This window comes from Rhodovulum adriaticum (genome assembly GCF_004345735.1).
Taxonomy (GTDB): Bacteria; Pseudomonadota; Alphaproteobacteria; order Rhodobacterales; family Rhodobacteraceae; genus Rhodovulum; species Rhodovulum adriaticum.
In genome coordinates this window covers 28,413-51,683 of sequence record NZ_SLXL01000003.1, presented here as the reverse complement: position 1 = coordinate 51,683, position 23,271 = coordinate 28,413, and the positions used below count along the sequence as shown (strand labels likewise).

General features: G+C 65.6%; 26 protein-coding genes. 17 read left to right on the top strand and 9 right to left on the bottom strand.

All coding sequences use genetic code 11. From position 1 onward, the window contains the following. Window positions 1-61: 61 nt before the first annotated feature. Complete coding sequence (locus EV656_RS06375; RefSeq protein WP_132601104.1) at window positions 62-934, top strand: NAD(P)-dependent oxidoreductase; 873 nt, start codon at window positions 62-64, stop codon at window positions 932-934. A gap of 84 nt (window positions 935-1,018) precedes the next feature. On the opposite strand, the gene EV656_RS06370 is transcribed toward EV656_RS06375, so the two are convergent. From EV656_RS06370 to speD, 4 genes are all read right to left on the bottom strand, one after another. Beyond that, window positions 1,019-1,765 (bottom strand): SAM-dependent methyltransferase, encoded by a 747-nt coding sequence (locus tag EV656_RS06370; protein WP_132601101.1) that lies wholly within the window; start codon window positions 1,763-1,765, stop codon window positions 1,019-1,021. Between the two features lie 97 nt (window positions 1,766-1,862). Continuing rightward, window positions 1,863-2,126 carry a YjhX family toxin gene (locus EV656_RS06365; protein WP_132601098.1) on the bottom strand — a complete coding sequence of 88 codons (264 nt, stop codon included), beginning with the start codon at window positions 2,124-2,126 and terminating at the stop codon, window positions 1,863-1,865. A gap of 233 nt (window positions 2,127-2,359) precedes the next feature. Further along, the gene (gene speE, locus EV656_RS06360) at window positions 2,360-3,205 is read right to left on the bottom strand and encodes a polyamine aminopropyltransferase (RefSeq protein ID WP_132601095.1); all 846 of its coding nucleotides are present in this window, start codon (window positions 3,203-3,205) and stop codon (window positions 2,360-2,362) included. After that, on the bottom strand, window positions 3,202-3,708 hold the full coding sequence (speD, locus tag EV656_RS06355; RefSeq protein WP_132601092.1) for an adenosylmethionine decarboxylase: 507 nt from the start codon (window positions 3,706-3,708) through the stop codon (window positions 3,202-3,204). The genes speE and speD overlap by 4 nt, the downstream gene beginning before the upstream one ends. Window positions 3,709-4,080: 372 nt before the next feature. On the opposite strand from speD, the gene rplM reads away from it, so the two are divergent. Beyond that, a complete protein-coding gene (gene rplM / locus EV656_RS06350) occupies window positions 4,081-4,545 on the top strand; it encodes a 50S ribosomal protein L13 (protein ID WP_132601089.1) in 465 nt (154 codons plus the stop codon). After that, window positions 4,545-5,036, top strand: a complete 492-nt coding sequence (gene rpsI / locus EV656_RS06345) for a 30S ribosomal protein S9 (protein WP_132601787.1) — start codon at window positions 4,545-4,547, stop codon at window positions 5,034-5,036. The genes rplM and rpsI overlap by 1 nt, the downstream gene beginning before the upstream one ends. Before the next feature lie 72 nt (window positions 5,037-5,108). Here rpsI and EV656_RS06340 read toward each other — a convergent pair whose 3' ends face one another. The 3 genes from EV656_RS06340 to EV656_RS06330 form a co-directional block, all read right to left on the bottom strand. Next, window positions 5,109-6,305, bottom strand: a complete 1,197-nt coding sequence (locus EV656_RS06340) for a multidrug effflux MFS transporter (RefSeq protein WP_132601086.1) — start codon at window positions 6,303-6,305, stop codon at window positions 5,109-5,111. 87 nt (window positions 6,306-6,392) lie between these two features. Beyond that, complete coding sequence (locus EV656_RS06335; protein WP_132601083.1) at window positions 6,393-7,046, bottom strand: DsbA family oxidoreductase; 654 nt, start codon at window positions 7,044-7,046, stop codon at window positions 6,393-6,395. Then, on the bottom strand, window positions 7,033-8,562 hold the full coding sequence (locus EV656_RS06330; RefSeq protein WP_132601081.1) for a class I adenylate-forming enzyme family protein: 1,530 nt from the start codon (window positions 8,560-8,562) through the stop codon (window positions 7,033-7,035). The genes EV656_RS06335 and EV656_RS06330 overlap by 14 nt, the downstream gene beginning before the upstream one ends. A gap of 69 nt (window positions 8,563-8,631) precedes the next feature. On the opposite strand from EV656_RS06330, the gene EV656_RS06325 reads away from it, so the two are divergent. Beyond that, complete coding sequence (locus EV656_RS06325) at window positions 8,632-9,246, top strand: helix-turn-helix domain-containing protein (RefSeq protein ID WP_425057168.1); 615 nt, start codon at window positions 8,632-8,634, stop codon at window positions 9,244-9,246. A gap of 19 nt (window positions 9,247-9,265) precedes the next feature. On the opposite strand, the gene EV656_RS06320 is transcribed toward EV656_RS06325, so the two are convergent. Together EV656_RS06320 and miaA are read right to left on the bottom strand one after the other, a co-directional pair. Beyond that, window positions 9,266-10,054, bottom strand: coding sequence for a helix-turn-helix domain-containing protein (locus EV656_RS06320; RefSeq protein WP_132601077.1), 789 nt, complete (start codon window positions 10,052-10,054; stop codon window positions 9,266-9,268). A gap of 132 nt (window positions 10,055-10,186) precedes the next feature. Then, complete coding sequence (miaA, locus tag EV656_RS06315; RefSeq protein WP_132601075.1) at window positions 10,187-11,062, bottom strand: tRNA (adenosine(37)-N6)-dimethylallyltransferase MiaA; 876 nt, start codon at window positions 11,060-11,062, stop codon at window positions 10,187-10,189. Between the two features lie 88 nt (window positions 11,063-11,150). On the opposite strand from miaA, the gene pyrH reads away from it, so the two are divergent. From pyrH to lpxB, 13 genes are all read left to right on the top strand, one after another. Beyond that, window positions 11,151-11,888 (top strand): UMP kinase, encoded by a 738-nt coding sequence (gene pyrH / locus EV656_RS06310; protein WP_132601073.1) that lies wholly within the window; start codon window positions 11,151-11,153, stop codon window positions 11,886-11,888. A 46-nt stretch (window positions 11,889-11,934) separates the two neighbouring features. Then, entirely contained in the window at window positions 11,935-12,501 is a 567-nt protein-coding gene (gene frr, locus EV656_RS06305) for a ribosome recycling factor (protein WP_132601071.1), read from the top strand. Window positions 12,502-12,542: 41 nt separating this feature from the next. After that, window positions 12,543-13,268 carry a polyprenyl diphosphate synthase gene (gene uppS / locus EV656_RS06300; RefSeq protein WP_279432458.1) on the top strand — a complete coding sequence of 242 codons (726 nt, stop codon included), beginning with the start codon at window positions 12,543-12,545 and terminating at the stop codon, window positions 13,266-13,268. Beyond that, entirely contained in the window at window positions 13,268-14,065 is a 798-nt protein-coding gene (locus EV656_RS06295) for a phosphatidate cytidylyltransferase (protein WP_132601069.1), read from the top strand. Before uppS ends, EV656_RS06295 begins: the two co-directional genes overlap by 1 nt. A 4-nt stretch (window positions 14,066-14,069) precedes the next feature. Then, entirely contained in the window at window positions 14,070-15,251 is a 1,182-nt protein-coding gene (dxr, locus tag EV656_RS06290; protein WP_132601067.1) for a 1-deoxy-D-xylulose-5-phosphate reductoisomerase, read from the top strand. 15 nt (window positions 15,252-15,266) lie between these two features. Continuing rightward, a complete protein-coding gene (rseP, locus tag EV656_RS06285) occupies window positions 15,267-16,613 on the top strand; it encodes an RIP metalloprotease RseP (protein ID WP_132601065.1) in 1,347 nt (448 codons plus the stop codon). A gap of 78 nt (window positions 16,614-16,691) precedes the next feature. Beyond that, on the top strand, window positions 16,692-16,817 hold the full coding sequence (locus EV656_RS16885) for a hypothetical protein (RefSeq protein WP_274610539.1): 126 nt from the start codon (window positions 16,692-16,694) through the stop codon (window positions 16,815-16,817). Between the two features lie 124 nt (window positions 16,818-16,941). Beyond that, window positions 16,942-19,317, top strand: a complete 2,376-nt coding sequence (gene bamA, locus EV656_RS06280) for an outer membrane protein assembly factor BamA (protein ID WP_132601063.1) — start codon at window positions 16,942-16,944, stop codon at window positions 19,315-19,317. Further along, a complete protein-coding gene (locus tag EV656_RS06275) occupies window positions 19,317-19,916 on the top strand; it encodes an OmpH/Skp family outer membrane protein (RefSeq protein WP_132601060.1) in 600 nt (199 codons plus the stop codon). Before bamA ends, EV656_RS06275 begins: the two co-directional genes overlap by 1 nt. An 87-nt stretch (window positions 19,917-20,003) precedes the next feature. Further along, on the top strand, window positions 20,004-20,465 hold the full coding sequence (gene fabZ / locus EV656_RS06270) for a 3-hydroxyacyl-ACP dehydratase FabZ (RefSeq protein ID WP_132601057.1): 462 nt from the start codon (window positions 20,004-20,006) through the stop codon (window positions 20,463-20,465). Between the two features lie 6 nt (window positions 20,466-20,471). Next, window positions 20,472-21,272 (top strand): acyl-ACP--UDP-N-acetylglucosamine O-acyltransferase, encoded by an 801-nt coding sequence (gene lpxA / locus EV656_RS06265; protein ID WP_132601054.1) that lies wholly within the window; start codon window positions 20,472-20,474, stop codon window positions 21,270-21,272. Beyond that, window positions 21,269-22,108, top strand: coding sequence for an LpxI family protein (locus EV656_RS06260; protein ID WP_132601051.1), 840 nt, complete (start codon window positions 21,269-21,271; stop codon window positions 22,106-22,108). Before lpxA ends, EV656_RS06260 begins: the two co-directional genes overlap by 4 nt. Continuing rightward, the gene (gene lpxB / locus EV656_RS06255; protein ID WP_132601048.1) at window positions 22,105-23,271 is read left to right on the top strand and encodes a lipid-A-disaccharide synthase; all 1,167 of its coding nucleotides are present in this window, start codon (window positions 22,105-22,107) and stop codon (window positions 23,269-23,271) included. Before EV656_RS06260 ends, lpxB begins: the two co-directional genes overlap by 4 nt.

The following is a 23,271-nucleotide window of genomic DNA, read 5'->3' as shown; positions in this document are numbered from 1 at the left end:
GACGCCCCGGACCCAGCCGTTAGGTAAGGGCAATCGCAGGGACATGCAATCGGGGGGAAGAATGGCGAAAGTCGCGTTTCTGGGCCTGGGCGTGATGGGGTATCCGATGGCGGGCCACCTGGCCGCCAAGGGGCACCAGGTCACCGTCTATAACCGCACCGCCGCGAAGGCGGAAAAATGGGTTGCCGAACATGGCGGCCAAGCGGCGCCCACACCCGCCGAGGCCGCCAAGGGCGCGGAAGTCGTTATGGCCTGCGTGGGCAACGATGATGACCTGCGCGCGGTCTGTGCCGGTGCGGATGGTGCGTTTTCAGGCATGGCCGAGGGAACAATCTTTGTCGATCACACGACCGTTTCGGCCAAGGTGACGCGCGAGATGGCGGACGCCGCCGCCGCGCGCGGGATCGGTTTCATCGATGCGCCGGTGTCTGGCGGGCAGGCCGGGGCCGAAAACGGACAGCTTGTCGTGATGTGCGGCGGCGAAGAGGCTATCTATACCCGTGCCGAGCCGGTGATTGCCTGTTATGCCAAGCTCTCCAAGCGGATGGGGGATACCGGGGCGGGGCAGTTGACCAAGATGGTCAACCAGATCTGCATCGCCGGGCTGGTGCAGGGCCTGTCCGAGGGGCTACATTTCGCCGAGAAGGCCGGCCTTGACGGGCGCGCGGTGGTCGAGGTGATCGGCGGCGGCGCGGCGGGCAGCTGGCAGATGGTCAACCGTTATCAGACCATGCTGGACGACGCGTTCGAACACGGGTTCGCCGTGGACTGGATGCGCAAGGATTTGGCGATCTGCCTGGCCACAGCCGAAGAGACCGGCGCCAGCCTGCCGGTGACCGCGCTGGTCGACCAGTTCTACAAGGATGTGCAGAATCTGGGCGGTGGCCGCTGGGATACCTCCAGCCTGATCCGGCGGCTGCGCGCGATGGGATAGCGGCGCTGGCGCGCACAAATGCCGCGCCATGTGCCACGGGTCGGGATCGAGCGGCACTGGACCGCTCGATCCGCTTTGCGTTCGTCAGCGCGCCATCAGCGCGAAAACGCCCCAGCCGATGTATTCGCGCGTATAGGCTGCATAGCGCGTCGGCTCTGACGAAAGATGTTCGCGCAGCTCGTCCGCGAAATCGTCGTCCGGGTTGTCGTCCAGCCAGCGGCGCATGTTCATCCACTTGGCGGCCTCGTACCTGTCCCAGCCTTCGCGGTCGGCCAGGACCATTTCGACAACATCGTAGCCGAGTGCCTGGAACGCCCCCAACAGCGCGGGAAGCGTCGGGAAATCCGACAGCGCTGTCGCCCCGCAGCGTTTCACCGCCTCATCGCTCGGCGGGTGGGCAAGCCAGTAGGGCTCTCCGATCAGGATGATCCCGCCGGGCGCAAGGCTGCGGGACAAAAGGTCGATGGTCCCAGCAAAGCCGCCGCCGATCCATGTGGCGCCGATGCAGGCGGCGACCCCGACCTTGTCCTCGGACACGAACCCGGCCGCGTCCCCGTGGATGAAGCGGACCCGGTCGGCCACGCCCAGTTCCTCTGCCCGGCGTGCTGCCTGTTCAGAGAACAGCGGGCTGAGATCGACGCCGGTTCCCGAGATTCCGAAATCGCGTGCCCATGTGCACAGCATCTCGCCCGACCCGCTGCCAAGGTCCAGGATACGTGTGCCCGGCGCAAGGCGAAGAACCCTGCCAAGCGTGTCGTACTTGGCCGAGGTGAACGGGTTGTGGATGCGGTGCGTGCTTTCCGTGATGGTAAAGATACGTGGAATATCCATGTCTTGTGCTCCTTCGGGCAGGGAATTTTTCGTGCGGGCAACGGGCCGCGCCGCCGCGCGGGACGGCCCGTTGGCAGGGGGATTTGTGGTCGACATGTCATGCGCCCCGGTTGTCGAGTTGGGCGCGCACCGACATTCGGCCGCGTTTCGAGATGCGATAGGGCTTGCCGTCGCGGGACTCGATCAGGCGTTTCTTGCGCAGACGATAGAAGACGTTCAGATCGCAGTCGGACAGCACCATCCCCTCGCGCGTGACGCAGGTGATGGCGTTGATCTTGGGGCCGTCACCCCGTTCATGGATGATGAGGCCACCCAGGGCCAGAACGTGCAGAACACGTTGCTCGGTTCGTGAGATATTCATGGAATGCTCGTGCGACAGGTGTGAGAAAACACCCCGGACGCGATGCGTCCGGCGGTTCTGAATTCACCGGGCTCTCTGCGCTTCAGAGAGCCTTATCACACAAGCTCTGACATCCAGTCCTCTTGGGGAGAGCGGCGGCGGTGCCACCGGCTCTGACCTGAACGTCTAAGTGGGATGGGGGAGGAAAGCAACCGCCGTGACCCGTTCAGGGCGGTTGCGTGGGCCGCGTGGCGTTAAGGCATCAGCCGTGCCACATAGGCGGGCAGGGCAAAGGCGCCCTTGTGCACGGCGGGGGTGTAATAATCGGTCTCGATCCCGGCGGCGGCAAAGCGCGCCTCCAACTCCTCGACCGTGACCTGACCCGCATCCCCATCGGTGCCCCAGCCAAAGGCCATCGGCCCGCCCGCATAGGTCGGGATCGTGGCCAGGTAGCAGGTCCAATCGGTGAACAGCGCCTTGAACGCCCGCATCGTGTTGGTCAACTCGCCGCCCTGCATGAAGGGCACGCCGTTCTGGGTGACCAGGATGCCGCGTTCGGTCAGCGCGCGCTTGGCATGGCCGTAGAAGGTGTCGGTGAACAGCACCTCGCCGGGGCCGATCGGATCGGTGGAATCAACGATGATGACATCGAATTTCTCCGACGTGTTGCGCATGAAGGCCGCACCGTCGTCGATCACCAGGTTCAGCCGCGGGTCGTCGAACGCGCCTGCGCTGAGCATCGGCAGGTATTGCTTGGAAAACTCCACCACGCCGGCGTCGATCTCGACCATGGTCACATGTTCGACCGAGTTGTGGCGCAGCACCTCGCGCGCCATGCCGCCATCGCCGCCGCCCACGATCAGCACGCGCCGCGCCGCGCCATGGGCCAGGATCGGCACATGGGTCAGCATCTCGTGGTAGATGAAATTGTCGCCCTCGGTGGTCTGCACCACGTCGTCCAGCGTCAGCACGCGGCCGAAGGTGCCGTTCAGGAACACCTTCAGCCGTTGATGCGACGTTTCGCTGTCATACAGCATCTCGTCCACGCGCAGGGATTGCGCGTAGTCGCGGTGCAGGGTTTCGCGGACCCAGTCGCTCATGCCGCCTGGCTCTCCGTGACCAGCCCTTCGCCGCGCAGCAGTTCCTTGACCCGCACGTCCTGGGTGCCAAAGGCCCGCTGCAAGACACCGACAGCCGCCCACGGGTCGGCATCGCCGCACATGAAGACATCGAAGGCGCCGTAGCCGATTTCCGGCCAAGTGTGGACCGAGATGTGAGACTCGGCCAGCACGGCAACGCCGCTGACGCCCTGGGGGCTGAACTTGTGCGTGTGGATATGCAAAAGCGTTGCACCGCATTCGTCCACGCAATCGCGGAACGCCTGCTGAATGCGCGGCTCTTCGTCCAGGCCGTGGCCGTTGACGACCTCGATAATCAGATGCGTACCCGCAAAGACGACACCATCGCGACGGACGAAGTGGTCCTCGCGATCATCGTCGAAAACGTCACGGGTGGCGATTGCAGCCGATTGGCTGCGGGTGTCTTCCGCATGGGCGCCTGTCTCCAGACCGATCCCCAGTTGGAAGAGGTTGGCGTCTTTCATGGCGCTCCCCTTCGTACCAGCAGATTGAATCCAGTCGGTCCCTTAGCGCCCCCCCGGAAGGCCCGAAGTTGGGATCGGTCCCGATCGTGTGAGAGGGGCACCTAAGGCCTTCATTCGAGTCGATCAAGGATAGATTTGAAAGATCAGGCAAATTTCCCCGGCGAAAGCGGATGCGCCGCAGGGGGCAGGGGGTGTTGGCGAATGGCGAAAAGTGGGGTATCTATATACCTAATTTATAAGCCATTGTTTTTATGTCGATAATGCGGGATTGATGCACTTGACTGTGCGTGCAGAACCCTTAGAAGGGCGCAATCCCGAACGGGGCGTGGAATTCGCTGCGCCTCAGGACAATCCAGCCGATAGGGCCAAGATATGAAAACCTTTACCGCGACTCCGGCGGATATCGACAAGAAGTGGATCGTCATCGACGCCGAGGGCGTCGTGCTCGGCCGTCTTGCCTCGATCGTCGCCATGCGCCTGCGCGGCAAGCACAAGGCGTCCTTCACCCCGCATATGGACATGGGCGACAACGTGATCGTCATCAACGCCGACAAGGTGCAGATGACCGGCCGCAAGCGCGCCGACAAGAAATACTACTGGCACACGGGCCACCCGGGCGGCATCAAGCACCGCACTGCCGCCCAGGTGCTGGAGGGCGAATACCCCGAGCGCGTCGTGACCCAGGCGGTCAAGCGCATGCTGCCGGGCAACCGCCTGTCCCGCAAGCTGATGACCAACCTGCGCGTCTATGCCGGGGCCGAGCATCCGCACGTGGCGCAGAACCCCGAAGTCCTGGACGTGAAGTCCATGAACAAGAAAAACACCCGGAGCGCATGATGGCCGAAGAAATCAAATCCCTCGACCAGCTGAACGAGGCCGTCTCGGGCGAGGCCGCTGTCGTCGCCGAGGCCGAAGCGCCGCGCGAACCCGTCCGTGACGAGTTCGGCCGTTCCTACGCCACCGGCAAGCGGAAGGACGCGGTCGCCCGCGTCTGGATCAAGCCCGGCTCGGGCAAGGTCACGGTGAACGGCAAAGAGCTGAACACCTATTTCGCCCGTCCGGTGCTGCAGATGATCCTTCGCCAGCCCTTCACCGTGGCCGGCGTCGAGGACCAGTTCGACGTGCAGGCGACCGTCAAGGGCGGCGGCCTGTCGGGCCAGGCCGGTGCGGTCAAGCACGGCATCTCCAAGGCGCTGCAACTGTACGATCCCAGCCTGCGCGCGCCGCTGAAGGCTGCCGGCTTCCTGACCCGTGACAGCCGCGTCGTGGAACGCAAGAAGTTCGGCCGCCGCAAGGCCCGCCGCAGCTTCCAGTTCTCCAAGCGCTGATCGGGTATACCATGTTTGGCATCGGGGCCGCGCAATTGCGCGGCCCCTTTGTTTTGCGCTGCGCAGGATTGCTTAGCGGTCGGGCAGGCGCCGCATCAGGATCAGCGCCCCGGCCACGGCCAACAGCGCCCCCGTTGCCAGCGGCCGGGGCGTGCCGTCGAACAACTGCCCCACCGGCATCGCCAGAACCGCCGACATGACCGTCGCCAAGGCCCCGATGATAGAGGCCGCCATGCCCGCGATATGGCCCAGCGGTTCCATCGCTAGGGCGTTCAGGTTGCCGATGGTCAGCCCCAGCATCCCAAAGATCGTGATCGACCAGATCACATAGGCCGGAAACTCGGCCCAGGCCGGCCACAGGCCCGCCCACAGCGTCACCGCCATCAGCGCCGAAAGGCACAGCTGCACGATCAATGTGGTGCGGATCAGAAACCGCATGCCCATCCGGCCCACCAGCATCGCGTTCAGAAAACTGGCACTGCCCGAGATGACCGCGATCAGCCCGAACCACCAGTGGAACGTATCGCCCCGCCCGAAATACTGGTCAAAGATTTGCTGGGTCGAGGTCAGCACCATGAACAGCACCGAAAAGATCAGCGTCTGTACCAGCGTTGCCGTGCGCGCCACCGGGTCGGCGAAGACCTCGCGCGCCGCTTCCATCAGGGGGCCCGTGGCCAGTTGGCGCCTGCGGGCGGGCGGCAGGGTTTCGGGCTGGCGAATGGCGTACCAGCTGACGGAAATCAGCGCGAACACGACAAATGCCCCGAAAATGCCGCGCCACCCGAACAGCGCGATCAGCCCGGCCCCCACCGTGGGCGCCAGGGCGGGCAGCAGGGTAAAGATCATCATCACGAAGGATACGATCCGGGCCATGTCGCGGCCGGAATAAAGGTCGCGCACCACCGCCAGCGCCACAACGCGCGGACCCGCTGCGCCCAGCCCCTGTACGAACCGGCCCAGCAGCATCGCCTCCAGCGTTTCGCCCGTTCCTGCCAGGAAGGCCCCCACCATGTAAAGCGCGGCACCGCCCAGGATGACCGGCTTGCGCCCCAACGCATCGGACAGCGGGCCTGCCAGCAGCGTCCCTGTCCCCATCCCGGCAACGAACAACGTGACGACGAATTGCGCCTGGTTCAGCTTGTCCGGCGTCAGTTCCGCCCCGATTTCGGGCAGGGCTGGCAGCATGGCGTCGATGGAAAAGGCGACCGTGGCATAAAGCAGGGCCATCATCGCGATGAATTCCGTCCGCGAGAGGCGCCGGGGGGTCATGCTGCCATCCTTTCAACTGGGTCTGAGTGCGCCCGTCTTGGAACAGATCGCAGGGCGGCGCCAGCCGAAAACGCGACAGATCACAAGCTATTGCAGGCGGGTTCCCTGCGGTGCGCCGCCCCGCAACTCGGCGATCACGTCTTCCCACAGCGTGGTTGGCTGCGCGCCCACCAGGGCATGGGTGTTCGCCACGATGAAGGTCGGCACGCCGGTCACGCCGCGCTCGCGCGCATGGGCGTCGCGGGCGCGGATATCTTCGACATCGGCATCGCTGGCCAGCAGCCGGGCGATCATCGCCCCGTCCATCTCGGCCCGCTCGGCGATGGCGCGCAGAATGTCCGGGTCGCCGATATCCTGCCCGTTCTGGAAATATGCCTCGAACAGGAAAGAGATGACCGCCTGCTGCCGCCCCTCGATCCCCGCCCAGTGGATCAGGCGGTGCGCGTCCAGTGTGTTGGGCGTGCGGGTGATCGCGGCCAGGTTCAGGTCCAGTCCGGCCTCGCGGGCATGCTCGGCGATCTCGGCATAGGTTTGCGCCGCCTGCGTCTTGCCGCCGAACTTGGCCTCCAGGTACGTACGGCGATCCATGCCCTGTTTCGGCATGTCCGGGTTCAACTGGAACGGATGCCAGGTGATCGCAAAGGGATGATCGGGATGGCGCTGCAGGGCCGTGTCCAGCAGCCGCTTGCCGATATAGCACCACGGGCAGATCGGATCGGCAAAGATATCAAGCAAGACCATGCGCGCCCTCGTAGTCCTGACGGATCAGGCGGCGGTTCAGCTTGCCGTTCGCGCCCTTGGGCAGGGCGTCCATGTGGATGTAAAGGCGCGGCTGCTTGTAGCGGGCCAGCCGTTCGGCGGCAAAGCCCTGCAAGGTGGCCTCGTCCTGCACCTCGCCCGTGTAGAAGGCGGCGATGACGGTGGTGTCGGCCTTAATGGCGATTTCAGTTGCAGCGACTTCCTGGATCGCGGGGTGTTCCAGCAGGGCGCGCTCCACCTCCAACGGTGAGACGCGCACGCCGCCCGCGTTCAGCATGTCGTCGGCCCGGCCCAGATAGGTGATTGCGCCATCCTCGGCCATGCTGACCATGTCCCCCGTCAGGAACCATTCCCCGTCAAAGCGGTGGCGCGCCTCGGCCTCGGCCCGCAGATAGCCCAGCATAAGGCCCGGGTCGCGGTTGGACACGGCCAGCTGTCCCGGCTCGCCCCGTTCGACGGGGGTGTGGTCGGGGCCCAGAACCGCGATGCGCCGCCCCGGCTGCGGATAGCCAGAGGCACCGGCGGGTGCGGGGCGGGCCGGGTTGCCGGAAATGAAGGTGGAACATTCCGACATGCCCAACGCCTCATAGACCTTGGTGCCGGTGGCCTCTTGCCAGGCGGCGCGGGTGGCCTCGGGCAGTTTTTCGCCCGCAGAAAGGCCATGGCGCAGCTTGGGCAGCACCAGATGGGGAAAATCCCGCAACATCGGCCGGTAGACGCCGGGCGCGGCGGCAAAGATCGTCGCGTCAAAGCGCTTCAGCAACAGCGGCAGCTGCGCGGGCCGCACCCCCGGCGCCGGGATCAGCGCGGTTGCCCCGATGGCCCAGGGATCCAGCAGCCCGGTGCCCAGCGTGTAGGTCCAGTTGAACGCGCCCGCATGCAGCAGACGGTCATCGCGGGTCAGCCCGTACCAGCCGTCCCACATCATCTGCCGCGCCCAGACTGCGCGGTGGGCATGGATTACGCCACGCGGCCGCCCGGATGTGCCCGAGGTATAGACCACATAGGCCGGGCGGTTCGGATCGCCCATCACATAATCCGCCGGGTCGCTTTCGTAAAACGCCCGCTGCGCGTCGATATCCAGCACCGGCGCTGCGCACCCCTCGGGCAGGGCGATGTCGGGACCGGCCAGGATCACGCCCGGTTCCACCTCGGCGGCCAGCTTGGTGATCTCGGGGCCGGTCAGTTGCGCCGAGGTCGGCACCGGGATCAGCCCCGCCGCGATGGCGCCCAGAAACCCGATGGGAAACTCAACCCCGTTTCCAAGGCGCAACAGGACATGCGTACCGGGCGCCAGCCCCATCTCGGCCAGCCCGCCCGCCAGGCCGCGCACGGCCGCGGCCAGCCGTCCATAGCTCCACCTGTCGGCGCCGTGGGGGCCGATGATCGCCAGGGCGATCTTGTCGGGGTCGGTCAGGGCCGTGGCCAGCACATGGGCGGTCAGGTTGAACGGGGCGGGGCAGGGGGTCGGGGCCCCTTCGTCATAAAGTGCAAGCATGCGGCGGTGCTAGCCCCGCGCTCTTGCGGTTGCAAGGGGCAAGGACTAGACCCTTAAAGCATGGAGGAAATGCGCGAGCACAGCCTGATCCACATTACCCGCGCCAGCGGCACCGACGCGCCGCCCGAGGCCGTGGATCTGGGCCAGCGTGTGCGCGAATTGCGCACCGACAAGAACTGGACCCTGGAACAGGCCGCCAAACAGGCGGGGCTTGCCCGCTCTACCCTGTCGAAGATCGAAAACGCGCAAATGTCACCGACCTACGAGGCGCTGAAGAAGCTGGCCACCGGCTTGGGTGTGACCGTGCCGCAGTTGTTCACGCCGCCGCGTGCCTCGCAGGGGGGCGGGCGCATGGCGGTGACCCGGATGGGCGAGGGGGCCTCTCACGCGACGGCCACCTATGAACACGAATTGATGGCCGGCGCGCTGAGCCAGAAGCGGATGATGCCCTACCGCACCCGGATCCGCGCCCGCGACATCGCCGAGTTCGACGGTTGGGTGCGCCATTCGGGCGAAGAGTTCCTGTACGTCCTGACCGGCGTCGTGCAGCTGTTTACAGAATTCTACGCCCCGGTAGAGATGCGCCGCGGGGACAGCGCCTATTATGATGCCGAGATGGGGCACAACGTGATCTCTGTCAGCGAAGAGGACGCGACCGTCCTGTGGGTTACGTCGCTGGGCTAGGCATCGGCTGGCGGGGGGCTCAGATCGCCTGGCGGAACGCCAGCGGGGCCTGGCCGGTGCGGTCGTGAAAGACGCGGGTGAAATAGGCCGGAGAGCCGTATCCCAACGCGCCTGCGATCTGTTTGACCGGGGCCGATGTGTCCGCCAGCAGGCGCCGCGCTTCGCTGATCTTGCGCTCGGTCAGCAGGTCCGACGCGGTGCGCCCGCAGGTCTGCTTGCACACCCGCGTCAGATGGGTGGGCGTGACGCCCAGGGCCGCGGCGTAGTCGGACACGGATTTGTCGCTGCGAAAGTCCTTTTCCACCAGCGCGGCATAGCCCGCGGCCAGCCGGCGGGCCGAGTCCGTGGCGGAAACGGGTTCCTCGGCTTCGGCGATCTGGCGTTCCAGCCAGACCGAGATCAAACCGGCATAATGTTGAACTGCGCGCCGGGCGGCGGGGCGGCGGCCCTCCAGCTCGCGTTGCAGGCTTTCCAGAAGGCCGGTGAACTCGCCCTGCACCGCGCCGTCGCGGATACGCAGGTGATGCGAGGTTTCAGGAAGTTCCAGATCCGGCATCCCCGAAAAAATCACAGCCGTCCCGTAGACGGCCCCCGTCACCTCAAAGGCGTGCATGGTGTGGGCCGGGATGTAGACCGCGTTATGGGCGCCATAGCCGCCCGTGACCCCGCCCACCGTGATCCGGCCCTGGCCGCGTGTGATCCACAGCAATTGCGGTGCCGAGTAACTGCGCATCGCCTGTACCCGCCAGCGCCCGCCCTGGGTCAGGCGTGAGAAAGGAACCAAGCGAATTTCCGGGAACAGGGACATGGCAGCGTCTCGGGGCAGCGGACAGAAAGGGGCAGACAGGTTCGGATGGGGCAACTTTGGCCCGATTCGCAGCGTCGGGCAAAGGAAACCCTGTCCGATTCGTCCAGTTTTCGCCCAGCCAGTTCCGGCCGATCACCAATCGGGCCGCCAGCGCGGCCACTGTTTCAGCCGCGAGCGGAACCAGGTGCGCTGACGCTTGGCATATTGGCGCGAGGCGGTCTTGGCCGCGGCAATGGCGGCATCCAGGGAAATTTCTCCGCGCAGATGGGCGACCAGTTCGGGCGCGCCGATCGCCTGGGCCGATTGCGCCGCCGGATCCCAGCGGGACAGGTTGGCGCGCACTTCCTCCAGGGCACCTTCGGCGATCATCGCGTCGAAGCGGGCCTCGATCCGGGCGTTCAACTGCTCGCGCGGGGCGTCGATCACCAGGGGTTGGGTGCGGGCCAGCGGCAACAGGGGCGGGGGCGTGGCATCCTGCCAGGCGGCCAGCCCGCGCCCGGTGGCGCGCTGCACCTCCCAGGCGCGTTGCACCCGGCGGGGATTGGCCGTGTCGATCCGGGCCGCGGTGTCTGGGTCCAGCTCCGCCAACAGGGCGGCGATGCCCGCGTCGGCAATACGGGTATCGGCCTCGGCGCGGATCTGGTCGGGCGTGGCCGGGATTTCGGCCAGCCCCTCGGTCAGGGCGGTGAAATACAGACCCGTCCCGCCCACGATGATCGGCCGGTCCGCCCCTTGCAGGATCGGCGCCACGTCCCGCAGCCAGTGCCCCACAGAATAGGCCCCGTCGACAGGCACATGGCCATAGAGCGCATGTGGCGCCTGCGCCATGTCCCGGGGCGAGGGGCGCGCGGTTAGGATGCGCCAGCCCGCAAAGACCTGCAGCGCGTCAGCATTCACGATCACGCCCCCCTGCGCCCGCGCGATGGCAAGCGCCAGCGCGGACTTGCCGCTTGCCGTGGGACCCGCGATCAGAACCGGTCGCGCCGGATCGAGAGAGGGGATCGTCATGTGCCTGCCTGCCGTCTTTGCCCGTTGAACCCGCCGTGGTTTTCCGACATTTTGCCGGCAAGCCAAACAATGGGATAGCGGGGACCCTATGAGCGACGGCAGCGCCAATCAACCGACGCCGGCCTATGGCCGTGTGCTTCTGAAAATTTCGGGCGAGGCGCTGATGGGCGACCAGGGCTACGGGCTGCACCCCCCCACCGTGGAACGGATCGCCCGAGAGGTGAAGGCAGTGCGCGATCTGGGCGTGGAAATCTGCATGGTGATCGGCGGCGGCAACATCTTTCGCGGGTTGCAGGGGTCGGCGCAGGGGATGGAGCGGACCACCGCCGATTACATGGGCATGCTGGCCACCGTGATGAACGCCCTGGCCATGCAATCGGCGCTGGAAAGCCTGGGCGTCTTTTGCCGGGTCATCACCGCGATCCGTATGGACGAGGTCGCCGAACCCTATATCCGCCGCCGCGCCGTGCGCCACCTGGAAAAGAAGCGCGTCATCATCTTTGCTGCGGGCACCGGCAACCCCTATTTCACCACCGATACCGCCGCGACGCTGCGCGCCAACGAAATGGCCTGCGAGGCGATCTTTAAGGGCACCAAGGTGGACGGTGTTTATGACAAGGATCCCGTCAAGCATGCCGACGCAAATCGGTATGACGAGATCACCTATGACGACGTGTTGCAGAAGAACCTGAAGGTGATGGATGCCTCTGCCATCGCGCTGGCGCGGGACAATGACCTGCCGATCATCGTGTTTTCGCTGGACGAACCCGGTGGCTTCCGCGGCATCCTAGCCGGGCAAGGCACCTATACAATCGTCCACGGTTAGCGGTATAGAGCGCTTCAGGGCGCCGAAAGAACGAGAAGAGACGACAATGTCTGAAGACGATCTGGAAATCGACCTCGACGACCTCACCCGCCGTATGGACGGCGCGATGGTCGCCTTGAAACATGAATTCGCCTCGCTGCGCACGGGCCGGGCCTCGGCCAGCATGCTGGACCCGGTCATGGTGGACGCCTACGGCGCGACGACGCCGATCAACCAGGTGGGCACCGTCAATGTGCCCGAACCGCGGATGGTCACGATCAACGTCTGGGACAAGTCCTTGGTGAACAAGGTCGAAAAGGCGATCATGGAATCCGGCCTGGGCATCAATCCCCAGACCAACGGCACGATCATCATGCTGCCGATCCCCGAGTTGAACGAGGAACGCCGCCGCGAACTGACCAAGGTCGCCGCGCAATATGCCGAACAGGCCCGTGTCGCGGTCCGCAACGTGCGTCGTGATGGCATGGAACAGCTCAAGAAGGCCAAGAATGCCGGGATGAGCGAGGACGACCAGAAGATCTGGCATGACGAGATCCAGGAACTGACCGACAAGCATATCGCCCAGATCGACAAGGCGCTGGAGACCAAGCAGGCGGAGATCATGCAGGTCTGAGGCGAAGCGGTCCCATGATCCGGGGCCGATAGGGGGACGGCGTGGCCGCAAGAGACAGCACACAAGCCGGTCCGGCCCATGTCGCGATCATCATGGACGGCAATGGCCGCTGGGCGCAGATGCGCGGGCGTCCGCGCCTGTACGGCCATCAGGCGGGCGCGCGCCGCGTGCGCGAGATCGTCGAGGCCTGCCCGGATCTGGGCATTCGCTACCTGACGATCTTTGCCTTCTCGACCGAGAACTGGAAACGCACCCAGGCCGAGGTGGCCGGGCTGATGATGCTGTTCCGCCGCTACATCCAGAAAGAGGCCGAAGCGCTGCACGATGAGGGCGTGCGCGTGCGCTTTATCGGCGATCGTGACCGGCTGGATGGCAAGCTGGTCTCTTTGATGCAGTCGCTGGAGGATCTGACCGCGGACAACGACCTTGTGCACCTGACCATCGCGATCAACTACGGTGGCCGCGACGAGGTGGCCCGCGCGACCAAGCGGCTGGCGCGCGAGGTGGCCGCCGGGCGCCTTGACCCCGAGGATGTGGATGCCGAAACGCTGGCGCATTTTCTGGATACCTGTCTGCTGCCCGACCCCGACCTCGTGATCCGCACCAGCGGCGAGGCGCGCATATCCAACTTTCTGCTCTGGCAATCGGCCTATGCGGAGTACGAGTTCACGCCGGTTCTCTGGCCCGATTTCACCCGGACCCATTTCGAGAAGATCATGCAAGACTATGCCACGCGCGACCGCCGCTTTGGCGCGGTGAAGGCCTGATGCCCGGAAGCTGGGAGGATCTGCGAACCCGGCTGGCCTCTGGCGCGGCGCTGGCGGTTTTGGGCGTGGTGATGATCGGCCTGGGCGGGCCGTGGTTCGCGGGCCTGGCGGCCGCTGTGGTGGGTGTGATGATCTGGGAACTGACCCGGATGACCGCCCCTGACAACCGCGCGGCGGCGGTGCAACTGGGCATGCTGGCGGCCAGCGCGGTGTTGTTGGCGCGCGCCTTGCCCGGGATCTATGTGCTGCCTGTTCTGCTGGCGCCGGTTCTGGTCGGTGCCGGGCAGATCGGGCGCAACCGGGCGCTTTTCGTGGGCTTTGCCGCAGCTATCCTGCTGGCCGGCTATGCGCTGTCGCTGTTTCGCGACAGTTACGGCATGGCCTGGCTGGCTTGGCTGGTGCTGGTGGTCATCGCCACCGATGTCGCGGGCTATTTCGCCGGTCGCTTTATCGGCGGGCCGAAATTCTGGCCTCGCGTCAGCCCGAAAAAGACATGGTCGGGCACCTTGGGCGGTTGGCTGGCGGCGCTTTGCGTCGGGCTGATCTTTGCGGCCTTTACCGGGGCCGGGGCCGGGGCCGGGGTCGGGCTGGCGGCGTTTTCTGTGCTGCTGTCGGTGGCCAGCCAGGTCGGCGATCTTTCCGAAAGCGCCTTGAAGCGGCGCATGGGGGTCAAGGACAGCTCGGCACTGCTGCCCGGCCATGGCGGGCTTTGCGACAGGTTCGACGGGTTGATGGGGGCGGCGCTCTTCATGCTGCTCGTCGCGCAATTGATCTACATCCCCGAAGTGAGGTTTTGACGGCATGCGCAAGCGGATCACGATTTTCGGCGCCACGGGCTCGATCGGTGAAAACACGGTCGATCTGCTGATCCGCCAGGGCGGGGCAGGGGCCTATGACGTGGTCGCGCTGACCGGCGGTCGCAACATCGCGCGGCTGGCGGAACAGGCGCGCGAATTGCAGGCCGACCTTGCCGTCACCGCCTATCCCGAACTTTACGAAGACCTGAAAACCGCTTTGGATGGCACGGGGGTAGAGGTTGCCGCGGGGCCGCAGGCGCTGGTCGATGCCGCGGACCGCCCCTCGGACTGGATCATGTCGGCCATCGTCGGGGCCGCGGGGCTGGTGCCGGGGATGCGGGCGCTGCAACATGGCACCACCCTGGCCCTTGCCAACAAGGAAAGCCTGGTCACCGCGGGGCCGCTGCTGCTGGCCACTGCCGAACAGAACAAGGCCCGCATCCTGCCCGTGGACAGCGAGCATTCCGCCGTCTTTCAGGCGCTGGTGGGCGAAGAGATGGAGGCCGTCGAGCGGATCATCATCACCGCCTCGGGCGGGGCGTTCCGCGACTGGCCGATCGAGGCATTGGAAAAGGCGACCCCCGAAGAGGCCTCTAGCCATCCGAACTGGGCTATGGGCCAGCGGATCACCGTGGACAGCGCATCCATGTTCAACAAGGCGCTGGAGCTGATTGAAACCAAAGAGTATTTCGGCGTCGACCCCAAGCGGATCGAGGCCGTCGTCCACCCCGAGTCGCTGATCCACGCCCTGGTCGGCTTTCGCGACGGGGCGATCATGGCCCATGTCGGGCCGCCGGACATGCGCCACGCCATCGGGTATGCGCTGAACTGGCCCGAACGGGCGGACTTGCCCGTGGCGCGGCTGGACCTGACCGAGATCGGTCAACTGAATTTCCGCCCGGCCTGCGAAAAACGCTGGCCCGCCTTGCGCCTGGCCCGCGAGGTGATGGAGGCCGGCGGGTTGACCGGCGCGGCCTTCAACGCCGCGAAAGAGGCGGCGCTGGATGCCTTCCTGGCGCGGCAGATCAAATTCACGCAGATGTCCGAGGTGGTCGAGGCGGTGCTCGACAGGCTTTCGCGCGAAAGCGGCCTCACAAATGACGCGATCAGCCTTGAGAAAGTGCTTGAGGTGGACCATCTGGCACGGCAGACCGCCGTGTCGGTCGTTCAGATGATCGAGCAGTAAAACAGAGGCTTCCAATTGGATATCCTGTCCCAGATCCCGACCTTCGGGAACGTCGCCTTTACGCTGGTGGCGTTCGTTGTGGCGCTGTCGATCATCGTGACGATCCACGAATACGGGCACTACATCGTCGCGCGGTGGTCCGGGATCCACTCCGAGGTGTTCTCGCTGGGATTTGGGCCGGTGCTGTTCTCGCGCGAGGATCAGAACGGCACCCGCTGGCAGATCGCGGCGCTGCCCTTGGGGGGATATGTGCGCTTTCTGGGGGATGCGGACGCGGCAAGCGGCAAGAGTGATGCGCTCTTGTCCGAGCTGGATGACGATACGCGGCGCCACACGATGCACGGTGCGCCGCTGTGGGCGCGCACAGCCACAGTGGCCGCGGGGCCGCTGTTCAATTTCGCCCTGTCGATCCTGATCTTTGCCGGGTTGGTGATGTTCCGCGGCGAGGCGATCGAGCCGCCGACGGTCGGGCAGATGGCCGAACTGCCTGCGGCCGCGATGGACAGCAACGGTCTGCAACCGGGTGACCGTATCGTTGCCTTGGGCGGCGTGGACACCCCCGATTTCCAGACGTTCTACGACGCGGTCGCGGCGCTGCCCCTGGATGGGCAGACGCTTTACACGGTCGAGCGGGAGGGCCAGCGGCTGGACCTTACGGGGCCGTATCCGTTCCCGCCGCTGATCCAGTCCGTCCAGCCCGGTTCGGCCGCGGCAGAGGTCGGCCTGAAGGAAGGCGATGTGGTCCGCGCCGTCGACGGGCAGGAGATCATCGCCTTTTCCGAATTGCAAAGCCTGATCGCAGAGGCCGGCGGCACCCCGGTCACCCTACGTGTCTGGCGCGATGGCACGGATCTGGAATTCGGCCTGACGCCCCGCCGCATGGATCTGCCGCTGCCCGATGGCGGGTTCGAGCAGCGCTGGCTGATCGGGATGACCGGCGGGCTTGTCTTCGACCCGGCGACCCGGACGCCCGGGCCCTGGGGGGCGCTGGTGCATGGCGTCGACCAGATATATTACATCATCCAGTCCAGCCTGTCGGCGCTGTACCACATGGTGACCGGTGCCATCAGCTCGTGCAACCTGTCCGGGCCGATCGGCATCGCCGAAAGCTCTGGCGCGGCGGCCAGCCAGGGCGCGCTCAGCTTCATCTGGTTCATCGCGATGCTGTCGACCGCGGTCGGCCTGCTGAACCTGTTTCCCATCCCGGTTCTGGATGGCGGTCACCTGGTCTTTTACGCCTATGAGGCAGTGACCGGGCGCCCGCCCAGCGACCGCGCCATCCGGGTTCTGATGACGCTGGGTCTCAGCATCCTGCTGGCGTTGATGGCCTTTGCCCTGAGCAACGACATCCTTTGCCCCTGATCGGTCGAATTCCGGCCACAATCTTGCATTACCCTTGGCACTCGACGGGTTGAATCCGTTCACTCCGAGGAGGTCACGATGCACGCCATACAAAATTCCGTTCGCGGGCTTCATCTGCTGTTCGATCTGAACATCGACCGCCTGCTGTTTCCCGGTGCGATCAGCCTGGCGCTGGTGCTGGCGGCCTATCTGGTGTCGCTCTGAGCCGGACGACGCCTGCCGGCCACATCGTGCCGGTGAAAGCGCATTGGACCGATCGCGCGCTTTGACAATCCGGGGTAATCCCGTTAGCAAGACGGAACAATGAAGCGTCACTGCGGGGCTGGGGATGAACCTGTATCATGACGCCGAACACGCCGGAAACGGCGTCATTCGGCATGTCGCGACTGCGATAACGATCATCGTTTTCTTCAGCGTTTTCAGCGCCTTGACGCTGACTCCGAAGGCTGCGCTTGCACAAAGCTACAGCTTTTCGTCGGTTCAGGTCGAGGGGAACGCCCGGGTCGATGCCGCGACGATCGTCAGCTACGCCGGAATCGCACGCGGTGAAACGGTCTCGGCCGCGCGGCTGAACGATGCTTATCGCAGCATTGTCGAAAGCGGGCTGTTCGAAAGCGTCGAATTGCAGCCCCGGGGCGGAACGCTGGTCATCAAGGTGGTCGAGTATCCGACCATCAACGTGATCGCGTTCGAGGGGAACCGGCGGATCAAGGATGACGACCTTGCGGGGATCGTCCAGTCGCAATCGCGCCGTGTCTATTCCCCCAGTGTGGCCGAGGCCGACGCGGCGTCGATCACCGCCGCCTATGAACAATCCGGCCGTTTGGCGGCCACGGTGACCCCCAAGATCATCCGCCGCAGCGACAATCGCGTGGATCTGGTCTTCGAGATCGTCGAGGGCAAGGTCGTCGAGATCGAGCGTATTTCCTTTGTCGGCAATCGCAACTTCTCCGACTCTCGCCTGCGCCGCGCGCTTGGGACCAAGCAAGCGGGCCTGCTGCGCGCGCTGATTTCCCGCGACACCTTCGTTGCCGACCGGATCGAGTTCGACAAGCAGGTGCTGCGCGATTTCTACATGTCTCGTGGCTTTGTCGATTTTGAGGTGCTGTCGGTGACGCCCGAACTGACCCGCAGCCGCGATGCCTATCTGGTGACCTTCACGATCCGTGAAGGCCAGCGATTCAGCTTTGGCAAGATCACCACCGTGTCCGATCTGCCCGAGATCGACCCCGCCGAATATCAGGACGCCGTGCGCATCCGCACTGGCAGCGTCTACACGCCCACCACGATCGAGGGGGCGGTGACCCGCCTGGAACGTCTGGCCCTGCGCCAGGGGCTGAACTTCATCCGGGTAGAGCCGCGGATCACCCGGAACGACCGCACGCTTGAACTGGACGTGGAATTCGCCGTTGTCAGAGGCGAGCGGCTTTTCGTCGAGCGGATCGATATCGAGGGGAACTCGACCACGCTGGACCGCGTCATCCGTCGCCAGTTCCGCACCGTCGAGGGCGATCCCTTCAACCCGCGCGAGATTCGCCAGGCCGCTGACCGTATTCGCGCCTTGGGCTTCTTCTCCTCCACCGATGTGAGCGCGCGTGAAGGCACTGCGCCGGATCAGATGATTGTTGACGTCGATGTGGAAGAGCAGCCGACCGGCTCGGTTTCGGTTGGCCTCAGCTATTCGGCGGCATCCGGCGCCGGGGCGACCCTGGGCTTCAGCGAATCGAACTTCTTGGGCCGTGGTCAGTTGCTCAGCGCGTCGATCAGCACGGGCGTGGACGATGTGTCGTCGCAGCTGGTCTTTGCCGAACCGGCCTTCCTGGGCCGTGACCTGACCTTCGCCTTCGCAGCCTATTACACCGAGACTGACGACCAGGACAGCGAGTCCTACGACACGCGCAATATCTCTGTCTCGCCGTCGTTCGAATTTCCGCTGTCGGAATCGACGCGCCTGCAACTGCGCTACACGGTGGGCGAATCGACTATCGACAACTACACGGGTACGTCGAACCTGATCCGTACCGAGACGAATACGACCGATCCGGGTCCTCCGGTGGTTGTCTACGGCAACGGATCGGGCAAGTCCTCGCTGTCTTACTCTAAGCTGGGCTATACCTTCAGCTTCGATACCGAAGATCGGGCCCTGAACCCCAACAACCGCTACATGCTCAGCCTTAGCCAGGACTACGCGGGGCTTGGCGGTGACATGGAATTCATCGAAACGGCGTTCAAGGCGATCGCGCAGACGGCGGTCATGAACGAGGATCTGCGCCTGCGGGCCGAATTCGAAGCCGGCGCGCTGGCGATGCTGGGTGGCCAGGACAGCCGGGTTGCGGAACGCTATTTCCTGAACGGCAAGATTCGCGGTTTCGAAGGGAATGGCCTGGGCCCGCGCGACCTGGCCACAGGCGACGCGCTTGGGGGCAACACCTATGCGGTGCTGCGACTCGACACCCGGTTCCCGCTGGGTCTGCCCGAGGAATACGGGATCGAGGGCGGCTTCTTCGCCGATTTCGGGTCGGTCTGGGATCTGGACAACCCGCTGGGGAACGACGACGGGTTCTACCTGCGGGCGGTGCTGGGCTTTGCCATCTATTGGGACACGCCGCTGGGTCCGCTGCGGTTCAACTTCACCGACGCGGTCCAGAGAGAGTCCTATGACAAGGAACAGACCTTCGATCTGACGCTTTCGACGGAATTCTGATGCTGTCCAGGGGTCTGCTGCTTGCGGCCTGTCTTGCGGCGTTCGTGTTGGCGGGCGCAGTGCAGGCACAGGACACGCGGGCGCCCCTTCTCAGCCCGGTTCTCGTGCTTGACCGCGAGCGGCTTTTCGCTGAATCGCAGGCTGGGCAGGCGGTCCTTGCCCAGGCCGAGGCCGAGCGGGCCGAGCTTGCCGCCGAGAATCGCCGGATCGAGGCCGAACTGACCGAAGAGGAACGCGCGCTTACAGAACAGCGCCCGATCCTGCCGCCAGAGGAATTCCGCGCGCTTGCCCAGGCTTTCGACGAAAAGGTCGTGGCAATCCGCCGCGCGCAGGACAAGAAGGGCCTGGAGCTGACACAGCGCCGCGAACGCCTGCAACAGGAATTCTATCGCGACGCGTTGCCGATCATTGCAGGGCTTGTGCGCGACAGCGGCGCGGTTCTGGTCATGGATCGCAGTGCGGCATTGCTGGTCGCAGATCAGATCGACATCACCGATGCGGCGATTGCGCAGATCGATGCCCAACTGGACGATGATCAGACACCACCCACCGCAGAGGACGACGCCACGCCCGACGATGGGCCAGCCGCACAACCCTAGCCCTGCTTGTGTCCGGCAGGCCGACTTGCTAGGTGCACAGCCGGGGCCGGACCAGCACCGGCCTGCCAATCAAGGAGCCCAGTGCACATGAGCGAAGCGCCCGTCACGGAAGCCGATATCCAGCTGATCCAGCGGATCCTTCCCCATCGCTACCCCTTCCTGCTGGTCGATCGCGTGACCCAGATCGTCCCGAATACCAGCGCCGTGGGGATCAAGAATGTCACGATGAACGAGCCGCATTTCCAGGGCCATTTCCCGGGAACGCCGATCATGCCGGGCGTGACCATCGTCGAATCCATGGCCCAGACCGCAGCGGTCATGGTGGGCATCTCGCTTAACACTATCGACCATGATCTGCTGGTTTATTTCATGGCGATCGACAAGTGCAAATTCCGGCGCAAGGTCGTGCCCGGCGATGTTCTGGAACTGCATGTCGAGGTCAAGCGCGGCGGGGCCAAGATCTGGAAATTCGACGGGGTTGCCAAGGTCGGCGACGAGGTCGCGGCCGAGGCGTCATTCACCGCGATGATGGACCTTCCGCAGGAGTAGGCGCCGATGGCCATCGACCCAAGCGCGCACATCCATCCCTCGGCCGTGATCGAGGAGGGGGCGGAGATCGGCCCGGACTGCCGGATCGGCCCCTTTTCGGTGATCGGTCCGCGGGTTCGCCTGGCCGCCGGGGTCGAGGTCAAGAGCCACGCCATCGTCACCGGACTGACAGAGATCGGCGAAGGCACCCAGATCTTCCCCTTCGCCAATATCGGCGATGTGCCGCAGGATCTGAAATACGCGGGCGAGGAAACGCGCCTTGTGGTGGGCGCGCGCAACCGGATCCGCGAAGGCGTGACCATGAATACCGGCACACGCGGTGGCGGGGGCGTGACCCGCGTGGGCGACGATTGCCTGTTCATGACCGGCGCCCATGTCGGCCATGACGCCCAGGTTGGCAACGGGGTGATCCTGGCCAACAACGCGGCGTTGGCCGGGCACTGCATCATCGGCGATCAGGTCATCATCGGCGGGTTGTCGGGCATCCATCAGTTCGTGCGGATCGGCAAGGGTGCGATCATCGGCGCGGTGACGATGGTCACCAATGACGTGATCCCCCATGGCCTGGTGCAGGGGCCGCGCGGGGTGCTGGACGGGTTGAACCTGGTCGGGCTGAAGCGGCGCGGCGTGGACCGGGCCGAGATTTCGGCCCTGCGCGCCGCCTATCAGGCCCTTGCCCAGGATGACGATACCTTCATGCAACGCGCCCGCCGCCTGGCCGAGGAAACCGACAGCCCCCATGTGCGCGAGGTGGTGGAGTTCATCCTTGCCGAATCCGACCGGTCCTTCCTGACGCCGGGCAGATGAACGATCTGACCGCCATCATCGCCGGGCGCGGCGTCCTGCCGGTGCATCTGGCCCGCACCCTGGCGGCGCAGGGCGCGCCGTTTCTGGTGGCCGAGATCGAAGGGGCGGGCTTTGCCGCCTCTGCCGAACCGGGCTGGACCGTTGAACCCTTCGCGCTGGAACGGTTGGCACTGTTGTTTGACATGCTGCACGACCGCGGCGTGACCCGTGTCGTGCTGGCCGGGGGCCTTACCCGTCCGCGGCTGGAACCTGAACGGATCGACCCCAAGACCGCGCAACTGCTGCCGCGCATCCTGCCCGCACTGGGGCAGGGGGACGATGCGACCCTGCGCGCCGTCATCGCCCTGTTCGAGGACGAGGGGTTGACCGTGGTCGGCGCCGATGCCGTTGCCCCGGACCTGCTGCCCGCGCCGGGGGTGCAGACATATGTGCAGCCCAGTCAGGCAGATATGGGGGATGCGGACCGGGCCGCGCGGATTGTCGCCACCCTGGGTGCGGCCGATGTGGGGCAGGGCGCTGTGGTTGCCCAAGGGCTGTGCCTGGCGGTGGAAACCCTGCCGGGCACCGACGCGATGCTGGATTGGGTTGCCCAGGTGGCCGGGGCCTGCCGTCCCGATCCGAACGGGGCGCGCGGCGTGTTCTACAAGGCCCCGAAACCGGAACAGGATCGCCGCGTGGATCTGCCCGCCATCGGCCCCGCCACGGTCGAGGCCGCACACCGCGCGGGCCTGGCCGGGATCGTGATAGAGGCGGGCGGCGTGATGATCCTGGATGCCGAGGCCACCCGCGCCCGGGCCGATGCGCTGGACCTGTTCCTGTGGGTGCGCAGCCCGTGAAACTGTTCCTGATAGCGGGGGAGGCGTCCGGCGATGCGCTTGGCGCGGCGCTGATGTCCGGTCTAAAGGCGCTTGCACCCGGGGTGGAATTCCACGGGGTCGGCGGGCCGCTGATGCAGGCCGAGGGGCTGACCAGCCTGTTTCCAATGGACGAATTGTCGGTGATGGGCATCGCCGAGGTGCTGCCCCGCTACCGTGCCCTGATGCGCCGGATCGACCAATGCGCGGAAAAGGTTCTGCACCTTTCGCCCGATGCGCTGATTACCATCGACAGCCCGGATTTCTGTCTGCGCGTGGCTAGGCGGGTCAAGGCCGCCAGCACGATCCGCACGGTGCATTACGTCGCCCCCACGGTCTGGGCGTGGCGGTCGGGCCGCGCGCACAAGATGGCGCGCGTCATCGATCAGGTGCTGGCCCTGTTTCCGTTCGAGCCGCCCTATATGCAGGCTGCGGGTATGCGCTGCGATTTCGTGGGCCACCCGGTGGTCACGCAACCCCGTGCGCGTGCCCCAGAGGCCGCGGCCTTTCGCATGGCCCAGGGGATCGGCGCGGAAACACGGCTGCTGCTGGTGCTGCCCGGCTCGCGTCGGGGCGAGGTCACGCGCCTGGCGCCGGTCTTTGGCGCGGCCCTTGGGCCGGTTCTGGCGCGCCACCCTTCTGTCCGGGTGGTCGTGCCCGCCGCGCCCTCCCTGGCAGAGGAGGTGGGCCGCCTGACCGCCGGTTGGCCCGGTAACCCGGTGGTGCTGGACCCGGCCCACCCGGATGCCGCCGCCCGCAAGCGCGCGGCCTTTGCCGCCGCCGACCTGGCGCTGGCGGCCTCGGGAACGGTGTCGCTGGAACTGGCGGCCAATGCAACGCCCATGGTCATCGCCTATGACATGGCCTGGCTCAGCCGGCAGATCATCGGCCGGATGCTGAAGCTGGATACGGTGACGCTGGTCAATCTGGTCAGCGAAACCCGCGCCGTGCCGGAATTCCTGGGCAAGGATTGCCAGCCCGAGGCGATCGGCACGGCGCTTTTGCGTTTGCTGGACGACAATGCGGCGCGCGACGCACAGGTTCAGGCCGCACGCCTGACGATGGACCGGCTGGGCGCCGGGGGCGAGGCGCCGGGCCTGCGGGCTGCGCGCGCGGTGCTGGACGGGTTGGGGCAGGGGGGCTGA

Coding starts and splice junctions, on each gene's coding strand:
- speE (WP_132601095.1), bottom strand. CDS start 3,205: ATGAGCGACTGGGTCCGCGAAACCCTGCACCGCGACTACGCGCAATCC.
- fabZ (WP_132601057.1), top strand. CDS start 20,004: ATGAGCGAAGCGCCCGTCACGGAAGCCGATATCCAGCTGATCCAGCGG.
- rplM (WP_132601089.1), top strand. CDS start 4,081: ATGAAAACCTTTACCGCGACTCCGGCGGATATCGACAAGAAGTGGATC.
- rpsI (WP_132601787.1), top strand. CDS start 4,545: ATGGCCGAAGAAATCAAATCCCTCGACCAGCTGAACGAGGCCGTCTCG.
- pyrH (WP_132601073.1), top strand. CDS start 11,151: ATGAGCGACGGCAGCGCCAATCAACCGACGCCGGCCTATGGCCGTGTG.
- EV656_RS16885 (WP_274610539.1), top strand. CDS start 16,692: ATGCACGCCATACAAAATTCCGTTCGCGGGCTTCATCTGCTGTTCGAT.
- miaA (WP_132601075.1), bottom strand. CDS start 11,062: ATGACGATCCCCTCTCTCGATCCGGCGCGACCGGTTCTGATCGCGGGT.
- bamA (WP_132601063.1), top strand. CDS start 16,942: ATGAACCTGTATCATGACGCCGAACACGCCGGAAACGGCGTCATTCGG.
- lpxA (WP_132601054.1), top strand. CDS start 20,472: ATGGCCATCGACCCAAGCGCGCACATCCATCCCTCGGCCGTGATCGAG.
- frr (WP_132601071.1), top strand. CDS start 11,935: ATGTCTGAAGACGATCTGGAAATCGACCTCGACGACCTCACCCGCCGT.
- EV656_RS06330 (WP_132601081.1), bottom strand. CDS start 8,562: ATGCTTGCACTTTATGACGAAGGGGCCCCGACCCCCTGCCCCGCCCCG.
- EV656_RS06375 (WP_132601104.1), top strand. CDS start 62: ATGGCGAAAGTCGCGTTTCTGGGCCTGGGCGTGATGGGGTATCCGATG.
- EV656_RS06325 (WP_425057168.1), top strand. CDS start 8,632: ATGCGCGAGCACAGCCTGATCCACATTACCCGCGCCAGCGGCACCGAC.
- EV656_RS06335 (WP_132601083.1), bottom strand. CDS start 7,046: ATGGTCTTGCTTGATATCTTTGCCGATCCGATCTGCCCGTGGTGCTAT.
- EV656_RS06365 (WP_132601098.1), bottom strand. CDS start 2,126: ATGAATATCTCACGAACCGAGCAACGTGTTCTGCACGTTCTGGCCCTG.
- EV656_RS06295 (WP_132601069.1), top strand. CDS start 13,268: ATGCCCGGAAGCTGGGAGGATCTGCGAACCCGGCTGGCCTCTGGCGCG.
- dxr (WP_132601067.1), top strand. CDS start 14,070: ATGCGCAAGCGGATCACGATTTTCGGCGCCACGGGCTCGATCGGTGAA.
- EV656_RS06275 (WP_132601060.1), top strand. CDS start 19,317: ATGCTGTCCAGGGGTCTGCTGCTTGCGGCCTGTCTTGCGGCGTTCGTG.
- EV656_RS06370 (WP_132601101.1), bottom strand. CDS start 1,765: ATGGATATTCCACGTATCTTTACCATCACGGAAAGCACGCACCGCATC.
- speD (WP_132601092.1), bottom strand. CDS start 3,708: ATGAAAGACGCCAACCTCTTCCAACTGGGGATCGGTCTGGAGACAGGC.
- EV656_RS06340 (WP_132601086.1), bottom strand. CDS start 6,305: ATGACCCCCCGGCGCCTCTCGCGGACGGAATTCATCGCGATGATGGCC.
- EV656_RS06260 (WP_132601051.1), top strand. CDS start 21,269: ATGAACGATCTGACCGCCATCATCGCCGGGCGCGGCGTCCTGCCGGTG.
- EV656_RS06320 (WP_132601077.1), bottom strand. CDS start 10,054: ATGTCCCTGTTCCCGGAAATTCGCTTGGTTCCTTTCTCACGCCTGACC.